The sequence below is a fragment of the Pantoea sp. genome, from assembly GCF_032114055.1.
GTDB lineage: Bacteria > Pseudomonadota > Gammaproteobacteria > Enterobacterales > Enterobacteriaceae > Pantoea.
In genome coordinates this window covers 826,525-850,513 of record NZ_DAMCTB010000001.1, presented here as the reverse complement: position 1 = coordinate 850,513, position 23,989 = coordinate 826,525, and the positions used below count along the sequence as shown (strand labels likewise).

General features: G+C 58.2%; 15 protein-coding genes. 8 read left to right on the top strand and 7 right to left on the bottom strand.

What is annotated here, in order from left to right; all coding sequences use genetic code 11:
• The first annotated feature begins 149 nt into the window (after positions 1-149).
• The 3 genes from rhlE (at position 150) to RT657_RS03960 (ending at position 3,725) form a co-directional block, all read left to right on the top strand.
• A complete protein-coding gene (gene rhlE / locus RT657_RS03970) occupies positions 150-1,511 on the top strand; it encodes an ATP-dependent RNA helicase RhlE (protein WP_313652621.1) in 1,362 nt (453 codons plus the stop codon).
• A gap of 2 nt (positions 1,512-1,513) precedes the next feature.
• Positions 1,514-2,464: a tRNA dihydrouridine(16) synthase DusC gene (gene dusC / locus RT657_RS03965; RefSeq protein ID WP_313652619.1), complete on the top strand. Its 951-nt coding sequence runs from the start codon at positions 1,514-1,516 to the stop codon at positions 2,462-2,464.
• A gap of 70 nt (positions 2,465-2,534) precedes the next feature.
• Positions 2,535-3,725 carry an MFS transporter gene (locus RT657_RS03960; protein ID WP_313652617.1) on the top strand — a complete coding sequence of 397 codons (1,191 nt, stop codon included), beginning with the start codon at positions 2,535-2,537 and terminating at the stop codon, positions 3,723-3,725.
• A 19-nt stretch (positions 3,726-3,744) separates the two neighbouring features.
• Here RT657_RS03960 and RT657_RS03955 read toward each other — a convergent pair whose 3' ends face one another.
• The 4 genes from RT657_RS03955 to RT657_RS03940 form a co-directional block, all read right to left on the bottom strand.
• Positions 3,745-5,346: an inorganic phosphate transporter gene (locus tag RT657_RS03955; protein WP_313652616.1), complete on the bottom strand. Its 1,602-nt coding sequence runs from the start codon at positions 5,344-5,346 to the stop codon at positions 3,745-3,747.
• A gap of 174 nt (positions 5,347-5,520) precedes the next feature.
• Positions 5,521-6,639: a L,D-transpeptidase family protein gene (locus RT657_RS03950; RefSeq protein ID WP_313652615.1), complete on the bottom strand. Its 1,119-nt coding sequence runs from the start codon at positions 6,637-6,639 to the stop codon at positions 5,521-5,523.
• A gap of 214 nt (positions 6,640-6,853) precedes the next feature.
• The gene (locus tag RT657_RS03945) at positions 6,854-8,668 is read right to left on the bottom strand and encodes a glycoside hydrolase family 15 protein (protein WP_313652614.1); all 1,815 of its coding nucleotides are present in this window, start codon (positions 8,666-8,668) and stop codon (positions 6,854-6,856) included.
• Between the two features lie 179 nt (positions 8,669-8,847).
• The gene (locus RT657_RS03940; RefSeq protein WP_313652613.1) at positions 8,848-9,426 is read right to left on the bottom strand and encodes a DedA family protein; all 579 of its coding nucleotides are present in this window, start codon (positions 9,424-9,426) and stop codon (positions 8,848-8,850) included.
• A 203-nt stretch (positions 9,427-9,629) separates the two neighbouring features.
• Here RT657_RS03940 and RT657_RS03935 point away from each other — a divergent pair, with 203 nt between their 5' ends.
• From RT657_RS03935 to RT657_RS03925, 3 genes are all read left to right on the top strand, one after another.
• On the top strand, positions 9,630-10,217 hold the full coding sequence (locus tag RT657_RS03935; RefSeq protein WP_313652611.1) for a Yip1 family protein: 588 nt from the start codon (positions 9,630-9,632) through the stop codon (positions 10,215-10,217).
• A gap of 178 nt (positions 10,218-10,395) precedes the next feature.
• Positions 10,396-11,343 carry a D-alanyl-D-alanine endopeptidase gene (gene pbpG / locus RT657_RS03930; protein ID WP_313652609.1) on the top strand — a complete coding sequence of 316 codons (948 nt, stop codon included), beginning with the start codon at positions 10,396-10,398 and terminating at the stop codon, positions 11,341-11,343.
• 220 nt (positions 11,344-11,563) lie between these two features.
• Complete coding sequence (locus RT657_RS03925; protein ID WP_313652608.1) at positions 11,564-13,999, top strand: DUF3772 domain-containing protein; 2,436 nt, start codon at positions 11,564-11,566, stop codon at positions 13,997-13,999.
• Between the two features lie 34 nt (positions 14,000-14,033).
• On the opposite strand, the gene RT657_RS03920 is transcribed toward RT657_RS03925, so the two are convergent.
• The 3 genes from RT657_RS03920 to dld all read right to left on the bottom strand — a co-directional run bounded on the left by RT657_RS03920 (position 14,034) and on the right by dld (position 20,164).
• Positions 14,034-16,724 carry a beta-N-acetylhexosaminidase gene (locus RT657_RS03920; protein ID WP_313652607.1) on the bottom strand — a complete coding sequence of 897 codons (2,691 nt, stop codon included), beginning with the start codon at positions 16,722-16,724 and terminating at the stop codon, positions 14,034-14,036.
• Positions 16,725-16,769: 45 nt separating this feature from the next.
• A complete protein-coding gene (gene chiP, locus RT657_RS03915) occupies positions 16,770-18,137 on the bottom strand; it encodes a chitoporin ChiP (protein WP_313652708.1) in 1,368 nt (455 codons plus the stop codon).
• Positions 18,138-18,460: 323 nt separating this feature from the next.
• A complete protein-coding gene (gene dld / locus RT657_RS03910) occupies positions 18,461-20,164 on the bottom strand; it encodes a D-lactate dehydrogenase (protein ID WP_313652606.1) in 1,704 nt (567 codons plus the stop codon).
• A 155-nt stretch (positions 20,165-20,319) separates the two neighbouring features.
• Between dld and bglX the strand changes: the two genes are divergently transcribed.
• Both bglX and RT657_RS03900 read left to right on the top strand, forming a co-directional pair.
• Positions 20,320-22,617 (top strand): beta-glucosidase BglX, encoded by a 2,298-nt coding sequence (gene bglX / locus RT657_RS03905; RefSeq protein ID WP_313652605.1) that lies wholly within the window; start codon positions 20,320-20,322, stop codon positions 22,615-22,617.
• A gap of 96 nt (positions 22,618-22,713) precedes the next feature.
• A complete protein-coding gene (locus RT657_RS03900) occupies positions 22,714-23,586 on the top strand; it encodes an oxygenase MpaB family protein (protein ID WP_313652603.1) in 873 nt (290 codons plus the stop codon).
• Positions 23,587-23,989 lie beyond the last annotated feature (403 nt).

Sequence of the window (23,989 nt, the reverse complement as noted above, 5' to 3'; positions counted from 1 at the left end):
TCTCGCACACTTCATTTAAAGCTGCTACACTCGGCCGCTTACGCATCGTAGTTTGTGCCCTTTTCACGCGTCAGCCCCAGCTGCCGTCACTATCCCTCTGAAAACTACACCGTGAATCACGGTCAGAGCGGACCGGAGTAAACCACGTAATGTCTTTTGACTCTCTCGGCCTGAGTGCCGATATTTTGCGCGCGGTTGCCGAACAAGGCTACAGCGAACCTACACCTATCCAGCGCCAGGCGATTCCTGTGGTGCTGGCTGGCCGCGATCTGCTGGCGAGTGCCCAGACCGGCACCGGCAAAACAGCCGGTTTTACCTTGCCGCTATTGCAGAAACTCTCTGCCAGTGCAAAACCCGTGCGTGGCCGTCGCCCGGTACGCGCCCTGATCCTGACCCCGACCCGTGAGCTGGCGGCGCAGGTTGGCGAAAACGTCAGCGACTACAGCAAATACCTGAGCCTGCGCTCGATGGTGGTGTTTGGCGGCGTCAGCATCAACCCGCAGATGGTAAAACTGCGTGGCGGCGTTGATGTGCTGGTGGCGACACCGGGCCGTCTGCTGGATCTGGCGCACCAGAATGCGGTTGACCTGTCACAGGTTGAAGTGCTGGTCCTGGATGAAGCGGACCGGATGCTCGACATGGGCTTTATCCACGATATCCGTCGCGTGCTGGCGCGCCTGCCGGCCAAACGTCAGAACCTGCTGTTCTCTGCCACCTTCTCCGATGAGATCAAAGGTCTGGCGGAAAAACTGCTGACCAACCCGGAGATGGTGGAAGTGGCCCGCCGCAACACCGCGTCTGAGCAGGTTGCCCAGCAGGTGCATTTCGTCGATAAGAAGCGTAAGCGGGAACTGCTGTCGCAACTGATCGGCGAAGGCAACTGGCAGCAGGTACTGGTCTTTACCCGTACCAAGCATGGCGCTAACCACCTTGCCGAGCAGCTGGGCAAAGATGGCATTACCGCTGCCGCCATCCACGGCAACAAGAGCCAGGGTGCCCGTACCCGTGCGCTGGCCGACTTTAAGTCAGGCGCCATCCGCGTCCTGGTGGCTACCGATATCGCGGCGCGCGGTCTGGATATCGAAGAGCTGCCGCACGTCGTGAACTACGAGCTGCCGAATGTCGCCGAAGATTACGTTCACCGTATTGGCCGTACCGGCCGTGCGGCAGCCACCGGGTCAGCCCTGTCGCTGGTCTGCGTGGATGAGCACAAACTGCTGCGTGACATCGAGCGTCTGCTGAAGCGCGAGATCCCGCGCCTGGCGATTGCCGGTTATGAGCCGGATCCGAGCATCAAAGCGGAACCGATCATCAACGGTCGTCAGCAGCAGTCACGCGGTGGTGCAGGCGGCGGCCGTGGTCGCGGCCAGGGTGGTCAGGGTGCAGGCGCACCCCGCTCATCCGGCGAACGCCGCCCACAGGCGCGTCGTCAGGGGCAGCCTGCTCCGCAGGGCGATAAGCCCGCGTCCCGTCCGCGTCGTCCTGCTCCGAAGCGCACCGGGAACGTCTGATAATGCGAGTTTTACTGGCACCGATGGAAGGCGTACTGGATTCACTGGTGCGCCAGCTGCTGTCGGAAGTAAACGACTACGACCTCTGTATCACAGAGTTTCTGCGCGTGGTCGACCAGCTGCTGCCGGTAAAATCCTTTTATCGCCTCTGCCCCGAACTGCATCACGCCAGCCGCACGCCCTCCGGCACGCGGGTGCGTATGCAGCTGCTGGGGCAGCATCCCGAATGGCTGGCCGAGAACGCCGCACGCGCGGTGGCGCTAGGCTCCTGGGGTGTCGATCTCAACTGCGGCTGTCCCTCTAAGCTGGTCAACGGCAGCGGAGGCGGTGCAACGCTGCTGAAAGATCCCGATCTGATTTATCGCGGTGCGAAAGCGATGCGTGAAGCGGTGCCTGCGGATTTACCGGTGACGGTGAAAGTGCGGCTCGGCTGGGACTCCAGCGCCCGCAGCCTGGAGATTGCCGATGCGGTTCAGCAGGCGGGTGCCAGCGAACTGACGGTGCATGGGCGAACCAAAGAAGAGGGCTATCGCGCAGAGGCGATTAACTGGCAGGCGATTGGCGAGATTCGTCAGCGGCTGCGTATTCCGGTGATTGCCAATGGCGAGATAGGGGACTGGCAGAGCGCGCAAAACTGTATGGCGGTGACCGGCTGCGATGCGGTGATGATTGGCCGTGGCGCACTGAACATCCCGAACCTGAGCCGGGTGGTCAAATATAACGAACCGCCGATGGCCTGGCCTGACGTGGTGCGTCTGTTGCAGAAATACAGCCGTCTGGAGAAGCAGGGTGACACCGGCCTCTACCATGTGGCACGCATCAAACAGTGGCTCGGCTATCTGCGCAAAGCCTATGGCGACGCCGACGGCTTGTTCATTGAAATCCGGGCGTTAAAAAACTCAGGCGACATCGCGCAGGCGATCGATCGTCACGCGAGCGTTCACGGTTTGTGATAAAAACCAGGCGACCCGCCGATCGCCTGACGGTATAGTGGGCCAAACTTCCTGACCCGCTAAACCTGCTATGTCTGATATCGCCGGGCTGAGCAACAGCCAGCTCAACAAACGTATCCTCTCTGTCGTCATCTTCACCTTCTTCTGCTATCTCTCTGTCGGACTGCCGCTGGCGGTGCTGCCAGGCTTCGTTAAAAATCATCTTGGCTTCAGCTCCTTTACCGCCGGACTGATTATCAGCATTCAATATTTTGCCACGCTGCTCAGCCGCCCCCAGTCGGGCCGCCTGGCCGATCGTCTGGGCCCAAAGCGGGTGGTGATGCTGGGGCTGCTCTGCTGCGGCATGAGCGGCGTGCTGACGATCCTGGCCGCGTTGATGAGCAGCTGGCCGTGGCTGAGTCTGGCGCTGCTGGCCACGGGCCGGCTGTTTCTCGGGGTAGGCGAGAGCTTCAGTAGTACCGGCTCCACGCTGTGGGGTATGAATATCGTTGGGCCGCTGCAGACGGCGCGCGTCATCTCCTGGAACGGCGTCGCCACGTATCTGGCGATGGCCGTGGGCGCGCCGCTGGGCGTGCTGCTGAACAGTGCCGCAGGCATGAGCGGGTTTGCCGGACTGATTGCGCTGATGGGGATAGGTGGCTATCTGATGGCCAGCCGCAAACCGGCGGTCACGGTCAGCGTTGGTGAGCGCATTCCGTTTCATCGCGTCTTCTCCCGCGTCTGGCTTTATGGCCTGGCGCTGGGGTTTGGCACGATCGGTTTTGGTGTGATCGCCACCTTTATCACGCTCTATTTCGCCAGCCGCGGCTGGCAGGGTGCCGCCTATGCGCTGACGCTCTTCAGTCTGGGGTTTGTGCTGGTGCGGCTGGGGTTTGGTCGCTTTATTACCCTTTTTGGCGGCCTGCGCGTCTCGCTCTGCTCTTTCCTGCTGGAGGCGCTGGGGCTGATGATGATCTGGCAGGCGGACAGCGCCTGGCTGGTGGGCGCAGGCGCGTTTCTCACCGGCAGCGGATTTTCGCTGGTCTTTCCTGCGCTGGGCGTGGAGGCGGTTAAGCGGGTCGAACGGCAGGATCAGGGCTCGGCGCTGGGCACCTATTCCGCCTTTCTCGATCTGGGTCTGGGATTAACCGGCCCGGTGGCGGGCCTGCTGATCGGGCACTGGGGAATGCAGTCGGTCTATCTGGCGGCCGCCATCATGGTGCTGGGCGCGCTGCTGATCACGCTGCGGCTCTGGCAGCAGCAGCGGCCCGCCACCGGCTAAGCAGCGAGCCAGCGGCCGGTCAGAAATGGGTAAAGAGCCCGTAGAGCAGGGCAGAGAGCAGCACAGAGACCGGCAGCGTTAAAACCCAGGCGACGGCCAGGTTACGCAGCGTCGAAAACTGCAGGCCGGAGCGGTTCGCCGCCATCGTTCCCGCCACGCCGGATGACAGCACATGGGTGGTGGAGACCGGCAGACCAAAGCCATCGGCTGCCCCGATGGTGGCCATCGCCACCAGCTCTGCACTGGCGCCCTGGGCATAGCTCAGATGGGTTTTTCCGATCCGTTCACCCACTGTGACCACAATCCGGCGCCAGCCCACCATCGTACCCAGTCCCAGCGCAATCGCCACCACCACTTTCACCCACATCGGGATAAAGCGGGTGGCGCTGTCGAGTTCCGTTTTTACCGCCTTGAGGTTCCGCTCAGTCTCCGGCGGCAGGGCCACCTTCGCCGTCTGCAGATGTTTGATCGACTCCGAGGCGAGATACATCTGGTTGCGGGTGTTGGTCACCGCCTGCGCCGGAATGTTATCCATGGAGCCGTAGCGACGGATCTGATCGCCCACTTCACTGAGTGTCTCTGCCAGCGCCGGTAGCACGCTGGCATTCATCCGGTTACTGCCGACAAAACCGGTCAGCACGTCGCGGGCCACTGGCGACGGTGTGGCAGCCGGCTGCAGCTGCAGCAGCTGATGGGCCGTGACTTCCGTCAGCGCGGCCACCCGCGGGATCTGATCGGTGGGCAGCGATCGGTTCAGGGCGTAAGCGATCGGCATGGTGCCAACCAGGATCAACATAATCAGCCCCATCCCTTTTTGCCCGTCGTTGGAGCCGTGCGCAAAGGACACTCCGGTACAGGTCAGGATCAGCAGCCCACGGATCCAGACCGGCGGTGGCTGATCGCTTTGCGGTGCCTGATAGAGCTGGCGATTGCGGATAAAGAGCTTCATGACCCAGAGCAGCAGCCCGGCGCAGACAAAACCGACCACCGGCGACAGCAGCAGGGCATAGCCGACCTTTAAGGCCTGATCCCAGTCCACGCCGCTCAGTCCGCTGCGCCCGTGCAGCATCGCGTTGGCAACCCCGACGCCGATAATCGAGCCAATCAGCGTATGTGAAGAGGAGGAGGGCAGGCCGAAATACCAGGTGCCGAGATTCCAGATAATGGCGGAAAAGAGCAACGCATAAACCATCGCGAAGCCGTTGCCGCTGCTGGCCTGCAGGATCAGCTCAACCGGCAGCAGCGAGATAATGCCGAACGCCACCACGCCGCTGGAGAGCAGCACCCCCATAAAGTTACAGAAACCGGACCAGACCACCGCCGCGCCCGGCGTCAGCGAATGGGTATAGATCACCGTGGCGACCGCGTTAGCGGTGTCGTGAAAACCGTTGACGGACTCAAAACCGAGCGCAATCAGCAGCGCCAGCCCCAGCAGAAAAAAGGGCAGGTAGCTGGTCACCGGCATATTGGTCTCTTCCACGTCATTGACCAGGTTCAGTCCGGCAAAGGCCAGGCCAGCGATCAGCAGAAGAAAAAACAGCGGTTTGCTGAAGCGGCTGTTTTTGCCGCTGAAGTCGGGTCGGCCCCGGGCAGATGAGGAGGAGAGACTGTTTTCGCTCATGGTGTACCTCAGGTCACTGATGCCGGATGCCGATTGCACCAGGTCAAAGCAGTGTGATACGCGCTTTATATGACAGAAAAATGATGGGTCGGCGGAGAAAATGCGCAGAAATTGCCTTAACCCAGGCAAAAAAAAGCCAGCGACGGGCGCTGGCTTCCGGAGGCAGAGAGGCGATTACGAGCTGCTGTTCGCCGGGATTGCCGGTGCGGCCTGGGTGACCGGGGCAGCCGGTGCCGCGGTGTCGGCGGGCTGCTGCGGCTGAGCCGCATCGCTGTCCGCGCCCTGCGGCGTCACCGGGGTCATCGGCTCTTCCTGTGGCTGAGCCTGTGAGTTTTCCGGAACCTGAACCGGCGCGGTCTGGATGTTGTTTTCCACACCGTTCACTTTCACCGGCATACCGGTACGGCTCTGAATCGCGCCGTTGACCTGATCCTGATTGACGCTGGCATCGACCAGCACTTTGCTCACGGCCTGAGTCAGCGTAATCGGTACCAGCTCACGGGAGTTGAACTGCTCTTCGGTGGTCGACAGCGGGTTATGCACTTCGAGATAACGCGAACCGTCTGGCTCTACCGTGGCTTTCACCGGCTGGTCAACGAACTGAACGCGCGTACCGACCGGCACGTTCTGGAACAGCCACTTAATGTCGTCGGCGCGCAGACGCACACAGCCGTGGCTGACGCGCAGGCCGATACCGAAGTTGGCGTTGGTGCCGTGAATCGCATAGAGACGGCCGATGTAGAGCGCGTAAAGGCCCATCGGGTTATCCGGACCTGCCGGGAAGACCGCAGGCAGCGTTTCACCGCGTGCTGCGTAGTCCGCGTGCATGCCTTTGGTTGGCGTCCAGGTCGGGCCATCTTTCTTGCGCTCTACTGTAGTGGTCCAGTTGATCGGGGTATCTTTACCCAGCTCACCGATACCAATCGGCAGAACCACAACGGTTTTGCTGCCTTTCGGATAGTAATAAAGACGCATCTCCGCGCTGTTAATCACGATACCTTCACGCGGTGCGTCAGGCAGGATCAGCTGCTGTGGAATGATCATTTTGCTGCCAGCTTTAGGCAGATAAACGTCAACGCCCGGATTGGCTTCCAGCATGTTGCTGAGGCCCATCTGGTATTGCGCCGCAAAAGCTTCCAGCGGCAGTTTGCTGTCTTCAGGGACAGTAATTTCAATATTTTCCCCGATCAGACGGCTGTTAGCCGGCGGTAACGGGTAAACCACAGCAAAGGCGGAGTGGCTGAACGCCGCCAGAGCCAGTGCGATTGAAGCGAAAGCGCGAATGATTTTCATATTTTACAATTCTTTATCGCCATATTTCAGGCTGTTCAGTGTATCGACTCTATGCCGGCCAATGTGACCTGCTGCGCATTATATGTTCATTAATCTGACGTTGTGAATCAAGATTTTAACCTGCCTGTAATACTTTACGTAAATTCACCGCGGATGTTAGCCCATTTCCGGAAAACGGCATGCATAAAATGGGGCTTTCCGGCGTGACTGACGGCTAAGGTTGCCACTGTGTCTGTTCACCGCTGAGTTTACGATTAAGGAAAAAGGCGGCACTGATTAACGCCAGATGGGTCAGCGCCTGCGGCGTATTACCCAGTGCATGACCGTGACTGTCGAACTCCTCTGCGTAGAGGCCCAGCGGATTGGCGTAGCTCAGCAGCTTCTCAAATTCAAAATGCGCTTCCTGCACCCGGCCTGCACGCGCCAGACACTCGACATACCAGAAGGAGCAGGCACCAAAGGAGCCTTCGGTGCCATTCAGGCCATCGGCGGGCGTCTCATGGATGTTGTAGCGCCGTACCATGCCGTCGCTGACCAGCTGGGTTTTAATCGCATCCAGGGTGGCAATCCAGTCCGGATCGGTGGCGCCGACGAAGCGCACCAGCGGCATCAGCAGCATGGAGGCGTCGAGATAGTCACCATGCCGGGTAGAAACGAAGTGGCCGCGTTCGGCGTTCCAGAAGTTTGCCCAGATATCTTCCCGGATTGCGCCGCGCGCCCGATCCCAGCGTTCATAAGGCATCGGCAGCGATCGCTTCATGCCCAGGCGCAGCGCGCGGTCCATCGCCACCCAGCACATCAGGCGCGAATGCAGGAAATGCTGCGGTTCGCCGCGCATCTCCCAGATCCCGGCGTCGGGCTGATCCCAGTTTTCGCTCAGCCAGTCGATCATGCTGACTACATGCTCCCAGCCGCGCTGAGAGATCGCCTCGCCATATTTGTTTGCCAGATAGATGGCATCCATCAGCTCGCCGTAGATATCGAGCTGTGTCTGCTGCCAGGCGTCATTGCCGATACGAACCGGCCGCGAATCGGCATAGCCGGAGAGATTGAGCAGCTCCATCTCATGCAGCTCCGTGCCGCTGTCGAGCCGGTACATCACCTGCAGGCGCATCTCGTCGTGATGGCTGTTTGCCACACAGCGGCCGACCCATTCGGTGAAATGTTTGGCTTCATCGACGTAGCCCAGCCGCATCAGGGCATACATGCTGAAGGAGGCGTCACGGATCCAGGAGGCACGATAGTCCCAGTTACGCTCACCGCCCAGCTCTTCCGGCAGGCCAAAAGTCGCGGCCGCTGCAATAGAACCATGCTGATGTGAGGTCAGAAGTTTCAGCACCAGCGCCGAACGCTGCACCATCTCGCGCCAGCGGCCCTGATAGGTACTCTGTCCGCTCCAGCGTCGCCAGTAGCTTAGCGTCTCTTCAAAACAGTGTTCGGTGGCCAGCGCTTCAATATGCGCATCGTCTACACTGCCAAACTCAAACTGCGCATGCTCGCCCGCCTGCAGCGTGAACAGGGCTGACGCGCCGTCATCCTCCAGCGTCATCACCACGCTGGCCGCCAGCCGCAGCGACGGCTGGCCTTCGGCATGAAAATCGATACAGCCGTTGTGCGCTTCCGCATGCGTCTCTGCACGGGCGTAGTCGTGGCGGGGTGAACAGCGCAGGCTAAAGGTCGCACTGCCGCGAACCATCTTCACCCGGCGGATCAGGCGCGGCAGCTTGCTTTTATCGTCGCAAATGGGCATGTAGTCGGTGATCTCGGCCACGCCTTTCTCATCAAGCCAGCGGGTCTGCAGAATATTGGTATCGGGCAGGTAGAGCTGCTGACGTCGCGCATCGGGCCAGTCGGGTGCCAGGGAGAAAAGTCCGGCATCATCGCCGTCGAGCAGGGCAGCGAAGACTGAGGGACTGTCCAGTTCCGGCCAGCAGAGATAGTCAATGGTGCCGTCACTGGCGACCAGCGCACAGGTACGCAAATCGCCGATCACGCCGTGCTCTTCAATCTTACGTTTTACCTTACTCATCCTTATCTCCCTGTCAGTGTCCCTTTAACTATAGCCGAGACGGCTGATGCGGCTTCGTCCGGGCACAGATGGTTAACGGCACAGGCGGCAAAACGCGAGGGGAGAGGGCAGGGCGGACGCCTGATGCGTCCGGCCCTGCAGCGGATGCGGTGAGATGAGGCGGGTAAGCCGCAGTCGCTTTACTGGTCGGCGCGACGGGTATGCCAGCGGCGAATCACCCAGCGCAGTACAAAGGCAAACACCACCGCCGCAACCAGCCAGAGCAGATGCTTCAGATGCTGGTCGAGCTTGTGCAGCCACGGCGCGATAATGCCGCCTGCAAAATAGCCCAGCGTTACAAAAATCAGCGCCCAGATAGCCGCACCAATGACGTTAAGAATAAAAAACTTCATCGGTTTGAGTCGGCTGGCACCGATGATGATGGGCCCGATGAGCCTGAATCCATACATAAAACGCACGCCAATCACAAACAGGCTGGGGCGGCGTTTAATCAGGCGGTTAGCCTTGACGACTTTATCCTGATGCTTTTTAAAACGGCGCAGGATTCGGGTGCCCCAGCGACGACCAATCCAGTAAAGCAGCTGATCGCCGATAATCCCGCCGCCCATTGCCGCCAGCACGACGCCCGTGTAATGCAGCAGCCCCTCATGTGCGGCAACGCCGCCCAGCAGCGTGAATGTTTCCCCCTCAGCAATACAGCCAATCAGCAGTGCCAGATAACCGTATTGCGTAATTAATGCGTTGATGTCCAGATGCAAAATGACACTCCCTGTTCAGTGACTGTTTGTTCAAGTCTATACGCGATTCTGTTTCGCTTCCGCCCGCACCTGCGGCTGCGTTTATTTATGCTGATTTTTTGTTCGTTCACCACGAAAATTTTACTGCCGATTATACTTGAGAAGACGCTGCCCTTAAGACGCATGCTTCATCGGGCGGCCCACTGCATCAGAGGAGTGACTGTATGAACCATGTCTGGGGACTTCTGGCGCATCCGAACCTGGAAATGCGTCAAATCAAACAAGAGAACGAAAGCGTTTCGCACCATTACACGCACCATGTCCTGCTGATGGCGGCGATCCCGGTGATCTGCGCCTTTATCGGCACCACCCAGCTGGGCTGGAACCTGGGCGATGGCCAGTATGTGCAACTGAATCTGGCCACCGGGATCGGGCTGGGCATCCTGTTCTATCTGATCATTCTGGGCGGCGTTGCCGTAATGGGACGCGTGATCCACTGGATGGCGCGCGACTATCCGCAGCGGCCAGGTATTCCGCGCTGTACGGTGTTTGCGGGCTATGTGGCGACACCTTTGTTTCTCAGCGGGCTGGTGGCGCTCTATCCGCTGGTGTGGCTCTGTGTGCTGGCCGGTGCGCTGGCGCTGCTCTATACCGGCTATCTGCTCTATGTGGGTATCCCACTGTTCCTGAATATCGACCGCGAAGAGAGCCTGCGTTTTTCCGGATCCACGCTGGCGATTGGTGTGCTGGTGTTTGAGGTTCTGCTGGCGCTGACCGTGGTGCTGTGGGGATATGGACCGCATCTTTTCTGACCAGCCGCTGCCGCCTTCCGGCGGCAGCGCGCTTTTTACGCCCGGAAACAATCTCGCCAGGAAATTTCTTAACCTTAAGCGTATGATATCGCCGCCAGCCCGCGCACTGACGTGACGGGAGCGGGCGGCCTGTGTCGGCCTGACACAGTACATAATCATAACCGGGTTTTTTTCTACGATGCCTGCAAAAATTCGTTCCACCCTGCTTTCGCTGGCGCTGCTCGCTTCCGGGCAGATTGTGTCACTTCCGGCGCAGGCGACCACGACGCTGTCGCAACTTGCGCCTATTGCTCAGCCGCAGATCGCTTCTGGCAGTGCGATGATTGTCGACCTCACTACCAATAAAGTGCTCTTTTCCAGCCACCCGGATCGGGTCAGGCCCATTGCGTCGATCACCAAACTGATGACGGCGATGGTGGTGCTGGATGCGCATTTGCCGATGAATGAGATGTTAACTGTCGATATCAGCCAGACGCCGGAAATGCGGGGCATCTTTTCGCGCGTGAAGCTCAACAGTCAGATCAGCCGCCGCAACATGCTGCTGCTGGCGCTGATGTCCTCTGAAAACCGCGCCGCCGCCAGCCTGGCGCACGCCTATCCGGGCGGCTACAACGCTTTTATCCGGGCGATGAACGCTAAAGCGCGTGCATTGGGGATGAAGCAGACCCGCTATGTCGAACCGACTGGGCTGTCGAAGCAGAACGTCTCCAGCGCCCAGGATCTGGTTAAACTGCTTAAGGCTACGCGGGAGTATCCGCTGCTCGGCGCGCTCAGCACCACCAAAGAGGAGACGGCGGTATTTGCCCATCCGAATTACGCGCTGCCGTTCCGCAACACCAACCATCTGGTCTATAAAAATGACTGGCATATTCAGCTGACCAAAACTGGCTACACCGATCAGGCGGGCCACTGTCTGGTCATGCGCACGATGATCAACAATCGTCCGGTGGCGCTGGTGGTACTGGATGCGTTTGGTAAATATACCCACTTTGCCGACGCCAGCCGTCTGCGCAGCTGGCTGGAAACAGGCAAAGCGGCACCGGTGCCCGCCGCCGCGCTGGCGTATAAAAAACAGAAGTCAGGTCAGGTAGCCAGCAACGGTGGCGGCACGCCCGACGTTGAATAACTGCCGGACAGCGGTGCCACGCGCACCGCGTTGGCTGGCTGAGCAGGCTAGCTGCCGGATCCAACCGGGCAGGGGAGAGTAAACCTTTTCAGGCCGCTGCCCGGCCGGAATTAGCCTGAAAAATACCCGTTATTCCTATATTGCCATCCCTTGCAAAGCCCTACACTACGCGCGAATGGCGAGGGACGATCGCCTGAATTACGTTGCCGGAATCTTACTCATGTCTATACGATCCTTTTTTGCATTGTTAATGCTGGCGCTGGTGGCGTTCACCCCGGCGCTGACGCTGGCCGCAGATGATACGGCCACTGCTGCTCAGGAACAGGATGCGACGCCGAAGCTGAATGCCGCCGTTGAACTGCCGAAGATGCAGAAAATTCTCGATAAAATTAAAAGCCAGGTGTCGGGCGATGCCGGTGAGAACAAGCTCACGCAGCTGAATGAAATGGCGCTGGAGCTGTCGGGTAATGCCGATACGCTGGGTCAGGCGCTGGTGCCGGACCGTCAGCAGGTGGATGCACAGTTGCAGGTGCTCGGCCCTGCGCCCAAAGCCGACAGCGGCGTTAAAGAGACGCCGGAAGTGACACGCAAGCGTAATGCGCTGGAAAGTCAGAAAAGTAAGCTCGACGACCAGATTAAGCAGGCGGAAGGCATCAAAAATGGCGCGCTGACCCTCTCTTCGCAGATCGTCAACCTGCGTCGTGACCAGCTGAAAAGCCAGCTGGCGCTTAACTCCGGCACAATTCTGGGCGCGCGCTTCTGGTCACCGCTGCTTAACAGTCAGGATCTCGACGGCGAAAAAATTGGTGAATTCCTGCAGGAGTTGCAGGATACCGCCGCGCTCTCTTGGGAGCCAGGCTGGCGCGTGGGCAGCATCATGTGGTTGCTGGCGGCGGTGCTGGTGATGACGGCGGGTCGCCGTTACGGGGAGGAGTTTCTCGCCTGGGTCAGTATCCACAAACTGCCAGAGGGGAAACTGCGCCGCAGCTTCCTGGCGGCGGCGATAGCCCTGACCACGCTGGTGGCCGTGGTGCTGACCTTTAACTTTATCGCGCTGGCCTTTACGCGTCGCGATGAGGTGTCGGAAAACGTGCAGGACTTTGTTGACCGGCTGGTGCAGCTCAGCGTCTTCTGTGGCCTGATTGCCGGACTGGGGCGCGCTTTACTCTCAACCCGCCGTCCCAGCTGGCGGCTGCCGACCATCTCCAATGAGGTGGCGATGGCATTAAAACCTTTCCCACCCATTACCGCCGTGCTGGTCTTTATTTTCCAGACGGTGGAAGCCTTTAACTACAGCGTTGGCACCAGTCTGAATACCACGATTTTTGCAAACGGTCTGACTGCACTGCTGATCGGCACCACTGCGCTGGCGATCAGCGTGCGGATTAATCGTGTACGACGCCGTATGACCCTGGCAGGTACCCCGCCAGAGGCGCGCTCTACGCTGGTTGGGCTGATTCAGATGGGCCTGACGCTGACGGCGGTGGCCATCCTGGTGTCATTGCTGATTGGCTATGTGACCCTGGCGCGCTTCCTGAGTTACGAGGTGATCTGGTGCGGCCTGCTGTTTGGTTCGTTCTACTTCCTCAGCCATCTGCTGAATGATGGCTGTGAGAGCTTCTTCTCAACCAGCAATGCGACCGGTCGTCGTATTCAGAACTCGCTGAACATCAATGAACGTCACCTGCAGCAGGCGGCCACGCTGCTGACAGCCATCGGCAAAACGTTTCTGGTGCTGGTGGTAGTGCTGGCGCTGATCAACGGGACTTTTGCCTCTTCCACGCCGATTGAACTGCTGCAGAAGGTGATTGAGTTCTGGGGCGGTAAAGGTCTGGAGTCGCTGAATATCGTCCCGGCTCACATGGTCAATGCGCTGATCTGCATGATCGTCGGCATCTATGTGCTGCGTTCGGTGCGCCGCTGGCTTGATAACGACTTCCTGCCGAAAACCACGATGGATGTGGGGATGCGGGTATCGCTGGTGACGCTGTTCAGCAATATCGGCTACGTGCTGATCATTCTGCTGACCCTGTCGATTATGGGGCTGCAGTGGAACAAGCTGGCCTGGATCGTCAGTGCGTTATCCGTCGGTATCGGTTTCGGCTTGCAGGAGATCGTAAAAAACTTCATCTCGGGGCTGATCCTGTTAACTGAGCGGCCGGTAAAAGTGGGCGATCTGGTCAGCATCAGCGGTATCGAAGGGGATATCCGGCGGATTAACGTGCGCGCCACGGAAATCCAGCTGGGTGATAAATCCACGGTCATCGTACCGAACTCGCAGCTTATCTCGCAGAACGTGCGCAACGCGACCATGGGTAACGCGCAGGGTGTGGTAACGATCACGCTGACCTTCCCGCTTAACATCGATCCGGTGAAAGTGCGCGAAATCCTGCTGGATGTCTACAACGAAAACGAACGCATTCTGGAGACGCCAGAACCCTCTGTGTCGTTTAAAGATCTGACACAGCAGGGGATTGTGCTAAGTGTCACCGGTAACGTCGCGGGGCAGCGGCAGATCTCGGGTGCCAAAAGTGACCTGCTGTTCGACATCCTGACGCGGTTGCGTAAAGAGGGCATCCTGCTCTCGACGCCGCAGACCATGATTATTGAACGTCGCCAGCAGCCGGATGCGGAACCCGAAGAGAAGCGGGTTTAAGGAATAAGGCCGGCATCTGTTGGCCTTATTTATGTTAATGCGCTGGCGCTTTGTTTAGTAGATTTGCGGCTTTCTGCAACGTTTCGACACGGCTGCTCCGCTGGCCGTCGCGACTCACTGAACGGACGGATACGCTGCCACTGACCTGCGGCGGTCGGCGTACATCGTACCGCTGCCAGGCCGCGCCGTTGTCCAGGCTGTACTCCAGCGCGACGCCAGGCAGGGCCACGTTCATTAACAAAACGCCATTGACGATTTTTGCACCCGGCAACGGCAGGCGATAGCCGATACCGGCTTTATCCAGCTTCATCAATTCGCGCTGACCCAGCAGATTAGCAAATCGCTGCCACTCATGCAGACGTGCCTGCTGGTCGACAAGTTGCGTGCTGCCGCCCGCATACGCCTCACCTGCCTGATAATCCCGCTCCCAGCTGGCACGATGCCAGCTGCGTTCCGCGACAGCAAAAAGGCGAGGATAGAGCATGTATTCCATTTGCGCATCCGTGCGCACGGTTTCGCTCCACAACTGCGCCGAAATACCATAAGCACCCGCCCAGGGTTTCTCTGATTTGGCGCTGAAAAAGTTGCCGTCGCGATCCACCGAGGTTTCAGCATTCTGCGGCAGGTTGTCCGGTGCGAAGCCAAAGATTTTACGCTCGTCGTTGAAACGCGTGCCCCAGTAATAGCCGCGTTCCAGCGGGTTAACTTCATACGGAAAGTCCAGATAGAGGTAGTCAGGGCTGGAGATCACCACGTCATAACCTTTCTGAGACCAGTCACTGGCGCTGTCGTAACCGCCCCAGTAGAGCGTATCCCAGAAATTGACTGCCACCCGCGGGGTCGCAAAGTCGCTGGCATGGCTGACATCTTTTAAGCCATCCTGCCAGGCCTGCATTTTGCCAATGCCGTGCCGGTTAACAATGTCACTGACGGTCAGGGCAAAATAGCTCGGCAGGTGCGCCAGATCTTCGACTTTGCCGCTTTTCACCAGCGCCTGACAGACCTGCGATTTCGCCCACGGCAGATCTTCACGGCTCCAGTCGCGCAGGCCGGTGCCCGGTTTTGGATCGCCTTTGTCAGAGTAGCCTGCGCCCAGCCGGATATTCTTCGCTTCGTCACCACCAAAATGCCAGATGCCGAGCGGCTGTCCCGCCTCCTGGTGCATCGCCTGGATTTCACCAATCACTTTGTCGACAAAGCGCTGTGAGCCCTCAATGCAGGGATTGAGATAGCTGGTGCGGTCGTAGAGTTGCACCGAGGTAGTATTGGAGTCGTCGGTAGGATCAATCAGGCGATACGCGCTGGCCTGTTCAGGCTCTCCCTCCTTCATCAGCCGCTGATAGCGCGCTTCCATAGCGATGACGGCCGCACGGGCATGGGCGGGCATGTCGATTTCCGGGATCACCTGAATGTGCCGGGCCTGCGCATACTTCACAATCGCTATGTAGTCGGCACGACTGAAATAGCCGCTGCCGTTGTTATCGCTGAACGGACCGGAACCGAGTTGCGGCAGCAGACAGCGCTGCTCGGTCAGGTCATGACAGCGTTTAGCCCCCACCTCCGTCAATTCCGGTAAGCCGGGAATTTCAATCCGCCAGCCCTCATCATCACTAAGATGAAAGTGGAAGCGGTTCATCTTCCACGCCGCCATCTGATCAAGTAGCCGCATGACCGCCTGTTTACTGTGAAAGTTACGGGCAACGTCAAGAAACGCGCCGCGATAAGCAAAGCGTGGCGCATCATGGGCTTCCAGGGCCGCAATACGCGGCATACCTTCACCCGGTATCAGCGAGAGAATCGACATCAGGCCGTAGAACGCACCGGCTGCATCGTAGCCCGTAATACTGGCGCGGCGGGGGGTGATATCCAGATCGTAGGCACCCGATTTCGCCTGATTACCACTGAAGTGGCCTGGTTTAACCTGTGTCGTGATGGCGAATCCATCAGGCGTTTCTTTCAGACCGGACAGGGTTAGTCGCTGTTTTACCGCCTCCACCGTTTCACTGCTTAGCCCATTCAGCGTCAGCCTGACGCCCCGGCTGAGATCGGCATCCTGCGGGCGCAGCTTTACCTCAAGCGGCGTAGGGGTAACCTGACCCCGCAGCGCGGAGGCGGGCAGGGGGAGGACATCGCTGTTTTTATCAAACCGGCTGACAGGCTGCATCAGGATATTGTGATCGTCGTCGCTGCGTCGCCAGTGGTCGCCCAGCGGCAACACAAAACGGCTGAGATCCTCATGATTGGTGCTGGCAATAATTTTGGGTGTGGCGTCGCCAGCCGTGACATACCAGCGCGGCATGACATCGGTGATGAACAGCTGCCAGTACTCATTAACGATGGGGATCTGCACTGATTCTCCCGCGCCGATGCCGGTAAACTCCTCTGTAGGCTCGAGCCGGGTCAGGTCACCGACAAGATGCGTCATTTTAAACTGCTCGTTGTCGACCCGCAGCGTCTGATGGACGTTGCTCATGTAGATCGCCCAGTGTCTGCTGTTCAGTGCGGGGCCGTAATTAGTCAGGGTAATCGTGGCACGGTTACAGGCGGCATAGTCGGCTCCCAGAGCGGCGCAGTCGGTGCCATGCAGAGCCGCCTGATTGTCATTGACCTGATAGGTCACGCCAAAGTTACTGATCTGATTCACCACCTGTTGATCGGACAGGCTGGCGTGGCCTGTGGCAGCGACGCCGAGCAGGCTTAACGCGATAAGGCTTAACTTAAACATAGTGATTCATCCTTGCTGCTGAAAAAGATCCGGATGTGCAGGGCGTCAGAACAGCGTAAAAGGCGCGATAACCATAAATTTGATGTCCTTTTCGTCCTGGAAAATATTGCCGTAGCCCCCGCTGTAGCTGGGCAGATTGCTGTGGTTGTTGTAACGGGTGTAGTGGAGTCTGAACTGCGTATCCTTCGCGCGGCCCTGCTGAATCTGATAGATAAGGTCGAGGTTCCAGGCGGACTCCTTCAGCCGCTGGCGCTGATCAACCGTGGGCAGCGTGGCGGGTCTGGCATCCCAGCCCCAGACATAAGAGGTTCCCACTTTCCAGCCCGGCAGCTGCCACGGGGTCAGGTCGAGCATCGCCCCGGCAAAGATGGCTTTCTCGCCGTTGGCGTTCCAGTCTGAGCGGGCATCCCACCAGATATCGAGTCGTCCGTTAGAGCTGGCGTAGCCCGGCGTCATACGCTGCAGAAAGTAACCCTGATTGCCTTCGGCTTTGACCCAGGTGCCTTCAAGGCGCAGATCAACCGGTCCGACGTTGTAACCCAGCGTGATCGCCTGTAACCAGGCCAGCCCATCATAGACATCACGGGGATTGGCCGCCCCGCCCGAGACTTTGTCATGCGCGCCATAGAACTGATAGCTGGTGGAAAAGGCATTGCCGCCCGGTGTAGCTGACCAGGATGCTTTAGCAAAATATTGATCCATGTAATCTGCGGCCTGGCCAAATGCGCCTTCCAGTATCAGATTATTTTTAAAATCATATTTCATGCCGAAGGAATGCAGATAACGGACAGGCGTTGTGCTATCTGCCTCGCGGAAATTATATAAATCACGATACCACGGCGCTTTATATTTATCGCTCCACATCCAGGAGAGTGATAATTCTCCCGCCGCCTGAAAATCATATCGCGCACCGGTTTCCACACCGCGATAGGTGCCCGGTAAAAAACTCCAGTGTGACGCAATCAGTGACTGACCGGTTGGCTGAATATAACCAGCACGTAACCAGTAATTGTTATAGTTAACTTTCAGCGCAGCTTTATAAACAGATGCGCCGCTACTGTCACCATTCCACTTTTCATCCCAGCGGGTTCGTGCCTTACTGAAGCCAATTTCGTTGGGGGCGGCAGGGCCGCTGTTGGAAAGCTCTGCTGCACCGTACAGGGCAAAGTCCAGTCCGATTAACCCGGCGGCATAGCCGGACGAATAGTCCAGATTACTGTTGAGCGAGGCGTGATGTAAATTGGCCCGATAGGTCCCGTGCGCATCGCTGGCAGGATCGACCTCTTTACGATCGCGCTGCCGCTGCCAGTAAAAAACATTTCCTTTCAGCGATGCGTCTTCAATGAATCCGGACGCGTAAACCGGTAATGAACTCATTGCCGTCAGCGCGAAGGTTGCCGCCGTTATTTCCATTAACGCGAACGCGTAATTAATGTTTCGCATCGTCATTCCTCCCTGAACGAAATAAAGCGTTATCGTCTGATGAATATCTGACCGCCGATAACGTATTTTTCGCGACGCGAATTATCAATTGCGAAGATGACGTTTTGTGAGGGGCTAAACAGAACCCGACAAGAGAAAATAAAGCAGGTGCAATCTGGGAAGAGGGATTAACTTTTTGGTGAAGATGTTATTAATGAACAACAGCTTCACGGGGGGCATCAAAAGGCGCGGACGGGTCACCCGGGTGTATCGCGGGCAGCCTGCTCAGATAAACAGGCTGCCCGATGACGCGATTAAATCTGTTTAACCGCCCATCCTTTTTGCTTGCTGGTTTTGCCGATGCCGGGGTTAAAGCTATTAGTCGGATCGAGCTGACGATAGAAAGCAGCCAGCTGCGGTTTCGCCTGATAGAGATGGCCCACATTGTGCTCGGCGGGGTATTCCGCGCCGCGCGCCTGAAGAATGTCCAGCATCTGCGCTTTCAGAGCATGCACATCGACCCCTTTTCTGACGATGTAATCCTGATGGAAGACGTGACAGAAGAAGTGACCGTAGTAAAGGCGATGGCTGAGTGAAGTGCGGATTTCATCAGGCAGCGTTTCAAACCAGTCAGCGTCGTTCCGGCGCAGGGCGATATCCAGAGCCAGAATATCCTCTACCTCATCGGCATGCACAGCGTGATAGCGCACAGCCGCGCCCGCCGCCGCGAAGCGATGCAGAAAGGCGTGCGCTCCCTCTTTACCTTCACACTCAAAGAACTCGCCGCCGCCCTCGCGGAAGTAGTCGCGCAGATAGTTTCGCGCTTCCGCCACCCCCTCGCCGGACATCTTCAGCATCAGGTGATGTTCATATTTATCACGATACTGCTTCATGCGTTTGGGCAGATGCGCCGGGAACAGCCGGCTCAGGCGCTGCAACACGCGGTCGGTGAAGTGCGGTTTAACGAAGGCGAGTTTGTTCAGCCAGGCATCGATCCGACCCTTGAGTGTGAAAAACAGCGGCATTTTATCGGTGCCCAGCCTGTCGATCATCAGGAAGGTATCTTTACCGTACACTTCTGCAATGTCGTAGCAGTCCCGATGCATATATTCACCGGCCACAGGCAGATCGGTAAAATGGGCCAGGATATGACGGCGGAGATCGGTGAGGACGCCGGGATCGTTGGTGCCGATGTAAAAGACCTGCTGCTGGGGTTCGCTGGCAAAGGTATCCAGTCGCACGGCAAAGACCGCCAGTTTTCCGGCACAGCCGGACGCCTCAAACAGACGTCGCGCATCCGCGTTGTAACGGGCGGGCGTATCGGCATCCACTTCCCGCACACGATCGGCGTAGTCGTGATCGGAGGCATGACGGCCATCATGCTGCACGTCGCCAGGCTGCCAGCGATCGTCATCCAGCCGTCCCAGAATCTCCTCCGGCGAGCTGCCCAGATCGATGCCGAGATGGTTCACCAGCTTCAGTTTTCCGCTGGCGTCGATCTGCGCAAACAGCGCCATTTCGCTGTAGGCCGGGCCGCGCTTAATCAGCGAGCCGCCGGAGTTATTGCAGATGCCACCCAGCACCGAGGCGCCAATGCAGGAGGAGCCAATGACCGAGTGCGGTTCACGCCCCAGCGGCTTCAGCACTTTTTCCAGCTGATAGAGCGTGCTGCCGGGAAACGCCAGCACCTGCTGGCCATTGTCGATCAGCTGCAGCTTGTCGAGCCGCAGGGTGCTGATAATCACCAGCGGACGATCGTAATCGTTGCCGTGCGGCGTTGAGCCTTCAGTCAGGCCGGTGTTTGCCGCCTGCATCAGAATAATTACATCAGCTTTCACCAGCGTCTGTAGTACCCGCCAGAGCTCCAGCAGGGTGCCGGGGAACACCACGGCCAGCGCGTCACCCTCGCCGGAGCGAAAGCCTTTACGATAGCGGGCGGTCTGTTCAGATTCCGTCAGCAGATGGGCAGGGCCGACCAGACGGCGCAGGTCAGAAAGCAGGGCAGAGGTTGATGTCATGAGCAATTCCCTTGTCTTATCAGTGCGCCTTAACTGTAGCACGGCAACTGACCTGAACGCAGTGTGACAGCGGCAGCTACCTGCTATTCTCATCTTGTGGCACACTGCCGCCTGTTTATTCGATATTGCGCAGTTACTTAAGAGAACCCAACCTGATGAAATGGATTTACTCTGTTAGTCTCGCTGTCACCCTCGCGATGCAACCCGCACTGGCTGAGACAGTGCCAGGTCACCACCCGATGACCGAACAGGCACGGGATGCCTTCGTCAATCAATTGCTAAAAAAAATGACGCTGGACGAAAAGATCGGCCAGCTGCGTTTAATCAGCGTCGGACCGGATAATCCGAAAGAAGCGATTCGCGACATGATTCAGAAGAGTCAGGTTGGTGCGATCTTTAATACGGTGACCCGCCCGGATATCCGCGCTATGCAGGATCAGGCCATGCAACTCAGCCGCCTGAAGATTCCGCTCTTTTTCGCTTTCGATGTCATTCACGGGCAGCGCACTATTTTTCCGATCCCGTTAGCCCTGGCCTCCAGCTGGGATCTGGACGCGGTGAAAGAGGTGGGTCGTGTTTCAGCTTATGAGGCGGCCGATGATGGTCTGAACATGACCTGGGCGCCGATGGTCGATGTCAGCCGTGAACCGCGCTGGGGTCGTGGCTCCGAAGGTTTCGGGGAGGATACGTATCTCACCAGCGAAATGGGCCGCAGCATGGTTCAGGCGATGCAGGGTAAAAGCGCGGCCGATCGCTACAATGTGATGACCAGCGTGAAGCACTTCGCGCTCTATGGTGCGGTCGAAGGCGGCCGGGATTACAACACCGTGGATATGAGTCCGCAGCGCATGTTTCAGGACTATCTGCCGCCTTACAAAGCCTCGCTGGATGCAGGCAGCGGCGGAGTGATGGTGGCGCTGAACTCCATCAATGGGGTGCCAGCCACGGCGGATAGCTGGTTGCTGAAAGATCTGCTGCGCGATAAGTGGAAGTTCAAGGGCATTACCATCAGCGACCACGGCGCCATCAAAGAGCTGATCAAGCACGGCGTCGCCAGCGATCCGCAGGATGCGGTGCGCATCGCCCTGAAGTCGGGTGTCGATATGAGCATGAGCGATGAATATTACAGCAAATATCTGCCGGATCTGGTGAAGCGCGGCGACGTCAGCATGGCGGAAATTGATGATGCGGCGCGCCATGTGCTTAACGTCAAATATGACATGGGCCTGTTCAACGATCCCTACAGCCATTTAGGGCCGAAAGAAAGCGACCCACAGGATACCAATGCGGAAAGCCGCCTGCACCGGGCCGAAGCGCGTGACGTTGCGCGTAAGAGTATCGTGCTGCTGAAAAACCGGCTGGAGACGCTGCCGCTGAAAAAATCGGGCACCATTGCACTGATTGGTCCGCTGGCAGACAGTCAGCGCGACATCATGGGCAGCTGGTCCGCTGCGGGCGTGGCGAAGCAGTCCGTTTCGCTGCTGCAGGGGATGCGCAACGCGACCGAAGGCAAAGCGACGTTACTCTATGAAAAAGGGGCTAACGTCTCTGATAATAAAGGGATTCAGGACTTCCTGAACCTCTATGAACCGGCCGTGTCGATCGACACCCGTTCGCCGCAGCAGATGATTGATGATGCGGTTGCCAAAGCGAAGCAGGCCGATGTGATCGTGGCTGCCGTGGGCGAAGCGCAGGGCATGGCGCACGAGGCTTCCAGCCGCAGCGATCTGATCATTCCGCCGAATCAACAGAAGCTGTTAGCTGCACTGAAAGCGACCGGCAAACCGCTGGTGATTGTGCTGATGAACGGACGCCCGCTGTCGATAGTCAATGAGGATCGGATGGCCGATGCCGTGCTGGAAACCTGGTTCAGCGGCACCGAAGGCGGTAACGCCATTGCCGATGTGCTGTTCGGCGACTACAACCCGTCGGGTAAACTGCCGGTCTCCTTCCCGCGTTCAGTGGGGCAGATCCCGATCTATTACAACCATCTGCCAACCGGCCGCCCTTATAACTTTGCTAAGCCGAACAAATACACATCGCACTACTATGACGCGGTCAACGGCCCGCTCTATCCGTTTGGTTACGGCCTGAGCTACACCACATTCACCGTCTCACCGGTGAAAATGTCGTCGCCGACCATGTCACGTGACGGCAGTATCGAGGCCAGCGTGACGGTGACCAACAGCGGTCAGCGTGACGGCGCGACGGTGGTGCAGATGTACCTCAACGATCCGGTTGCCTCGATCAGCCGTCCGGTGAAGGAGCTGCGTGGCTTTAAGCGCATCATGCTGAAAGCGGGTGAATCACAGACGGTCACCTTTAAGATTGATGTTGAGGCGCTGAAGTTCTGGAATCAGCAGATGCAGCATGTTGCTGAGCCCGGCAAATTTAACGTGATGATTGGACTGGATTCCGTTCGTACTGAGGATGCGCAGTTCAACTATTTATAACCATCAGCCCTTTCCCTGAATGCGGGGGAAGGTGATGCGGCGTGTCGTCAGCGTCCTGCTACGGCGCGCCGCATCATATCCACTATCAGAGCCGCCATGATTAATCTGCGTGACCGCATTCAGCAGCAGGTCTTCCGCCTTAATGGCCTGTCGATGAATGAATTTGACCTTTCTCAGCCGCCTGGCGATCCCGGTCTGTTTGGCCCGGACAGCGTGATCTGGCGCGTCCATGGTGACTTCACCTCCATGATGTGCGGCGGGATCAGCGCGCTGCTGTTGCAGATGCTGCATCCGGCTGCGCTGGCGGGCGTCTGGGATCACTCTAATTTCCGTGAAGATATGATGGGCCGCCTGCGGCGCACCAGTCAGTTTATCGCCGTCACCACCTACGGGAATTCGCAGGATGCGCAGACGCTGATCGAGCGGGTAAAACGTATCCATCTCAAAGTCAGCGGCGTTGACAGCATGGGAAAACCCTATGCCGCCAGCGATCCGCATCTGCTGACCTGGGTGCATGTGGCCGAGACCAGCCGTTTTCTGGCGGCTCATCTGCGCTACAAAAATCCGCAACTCACCCGCGCCGAACAGGATCAGTACTATCAGGAAGCGGCACTGATCGCCGAAGCCCTGGGGGCGGAGCGGGTGCCCAAAAGCGTCGCCGACGTGGTGGACTATCTGCAACAGATGCGGCCTGAGCTGCGCTTCGACGAGCGCACCGCAGAGGTGACGCGGCTGCTGATGAATGCCCCTGCGCCGAGCTGGCAGGCGAAACCGGTAATGAAAATCATGCTGAAGTCGGGGTTCGCGCTGATGCCCGCGTGGGCGCAGGCAATGTCCGGTCGCGAGACTGGCCGCCTGCAGCAGACGATCATCGATCAGAAGATCAATGCGATCGCGGTGGGATTACGCTGGTCGATTCAGCGTGGAGCCTGGTATCGCGCGATGGTGAGGATGGGGCGGTTAGTGTAAAAGTGCTGACCTGCAGGTAGCGGGGGGCTGGATGCGACAGCGATGGCACCACTCACGTCATGGAAACTAAAGCCTGAACAGACCGCTTTGTTCAGGCGGCTGACGGGTAAAACGTCTGCTGGAGCCCGGAACGTCCCGGCTTTTGGCATAAACACCTTACCCTGTAAGCTTTGCAAACGTTACCTGGGAAAGCCCTGTCCCGGCGACGTCTGTTTCCGGCTTCGTGATTAATAAGCGCTGTCTGGCCCTGCAGCAACGGGTAAGCTCTGCGGAAAGGCGATGTCAGAAAAATGCATATTGCCCGCACAACATCGCGGTAAAAAGTACCTGTGGCTGGAAGTGCCTGAGCAAAACGAGCGAGCTTACTGATTCTAAGTGAAACAGAGGTTGCGGCATATCAAAG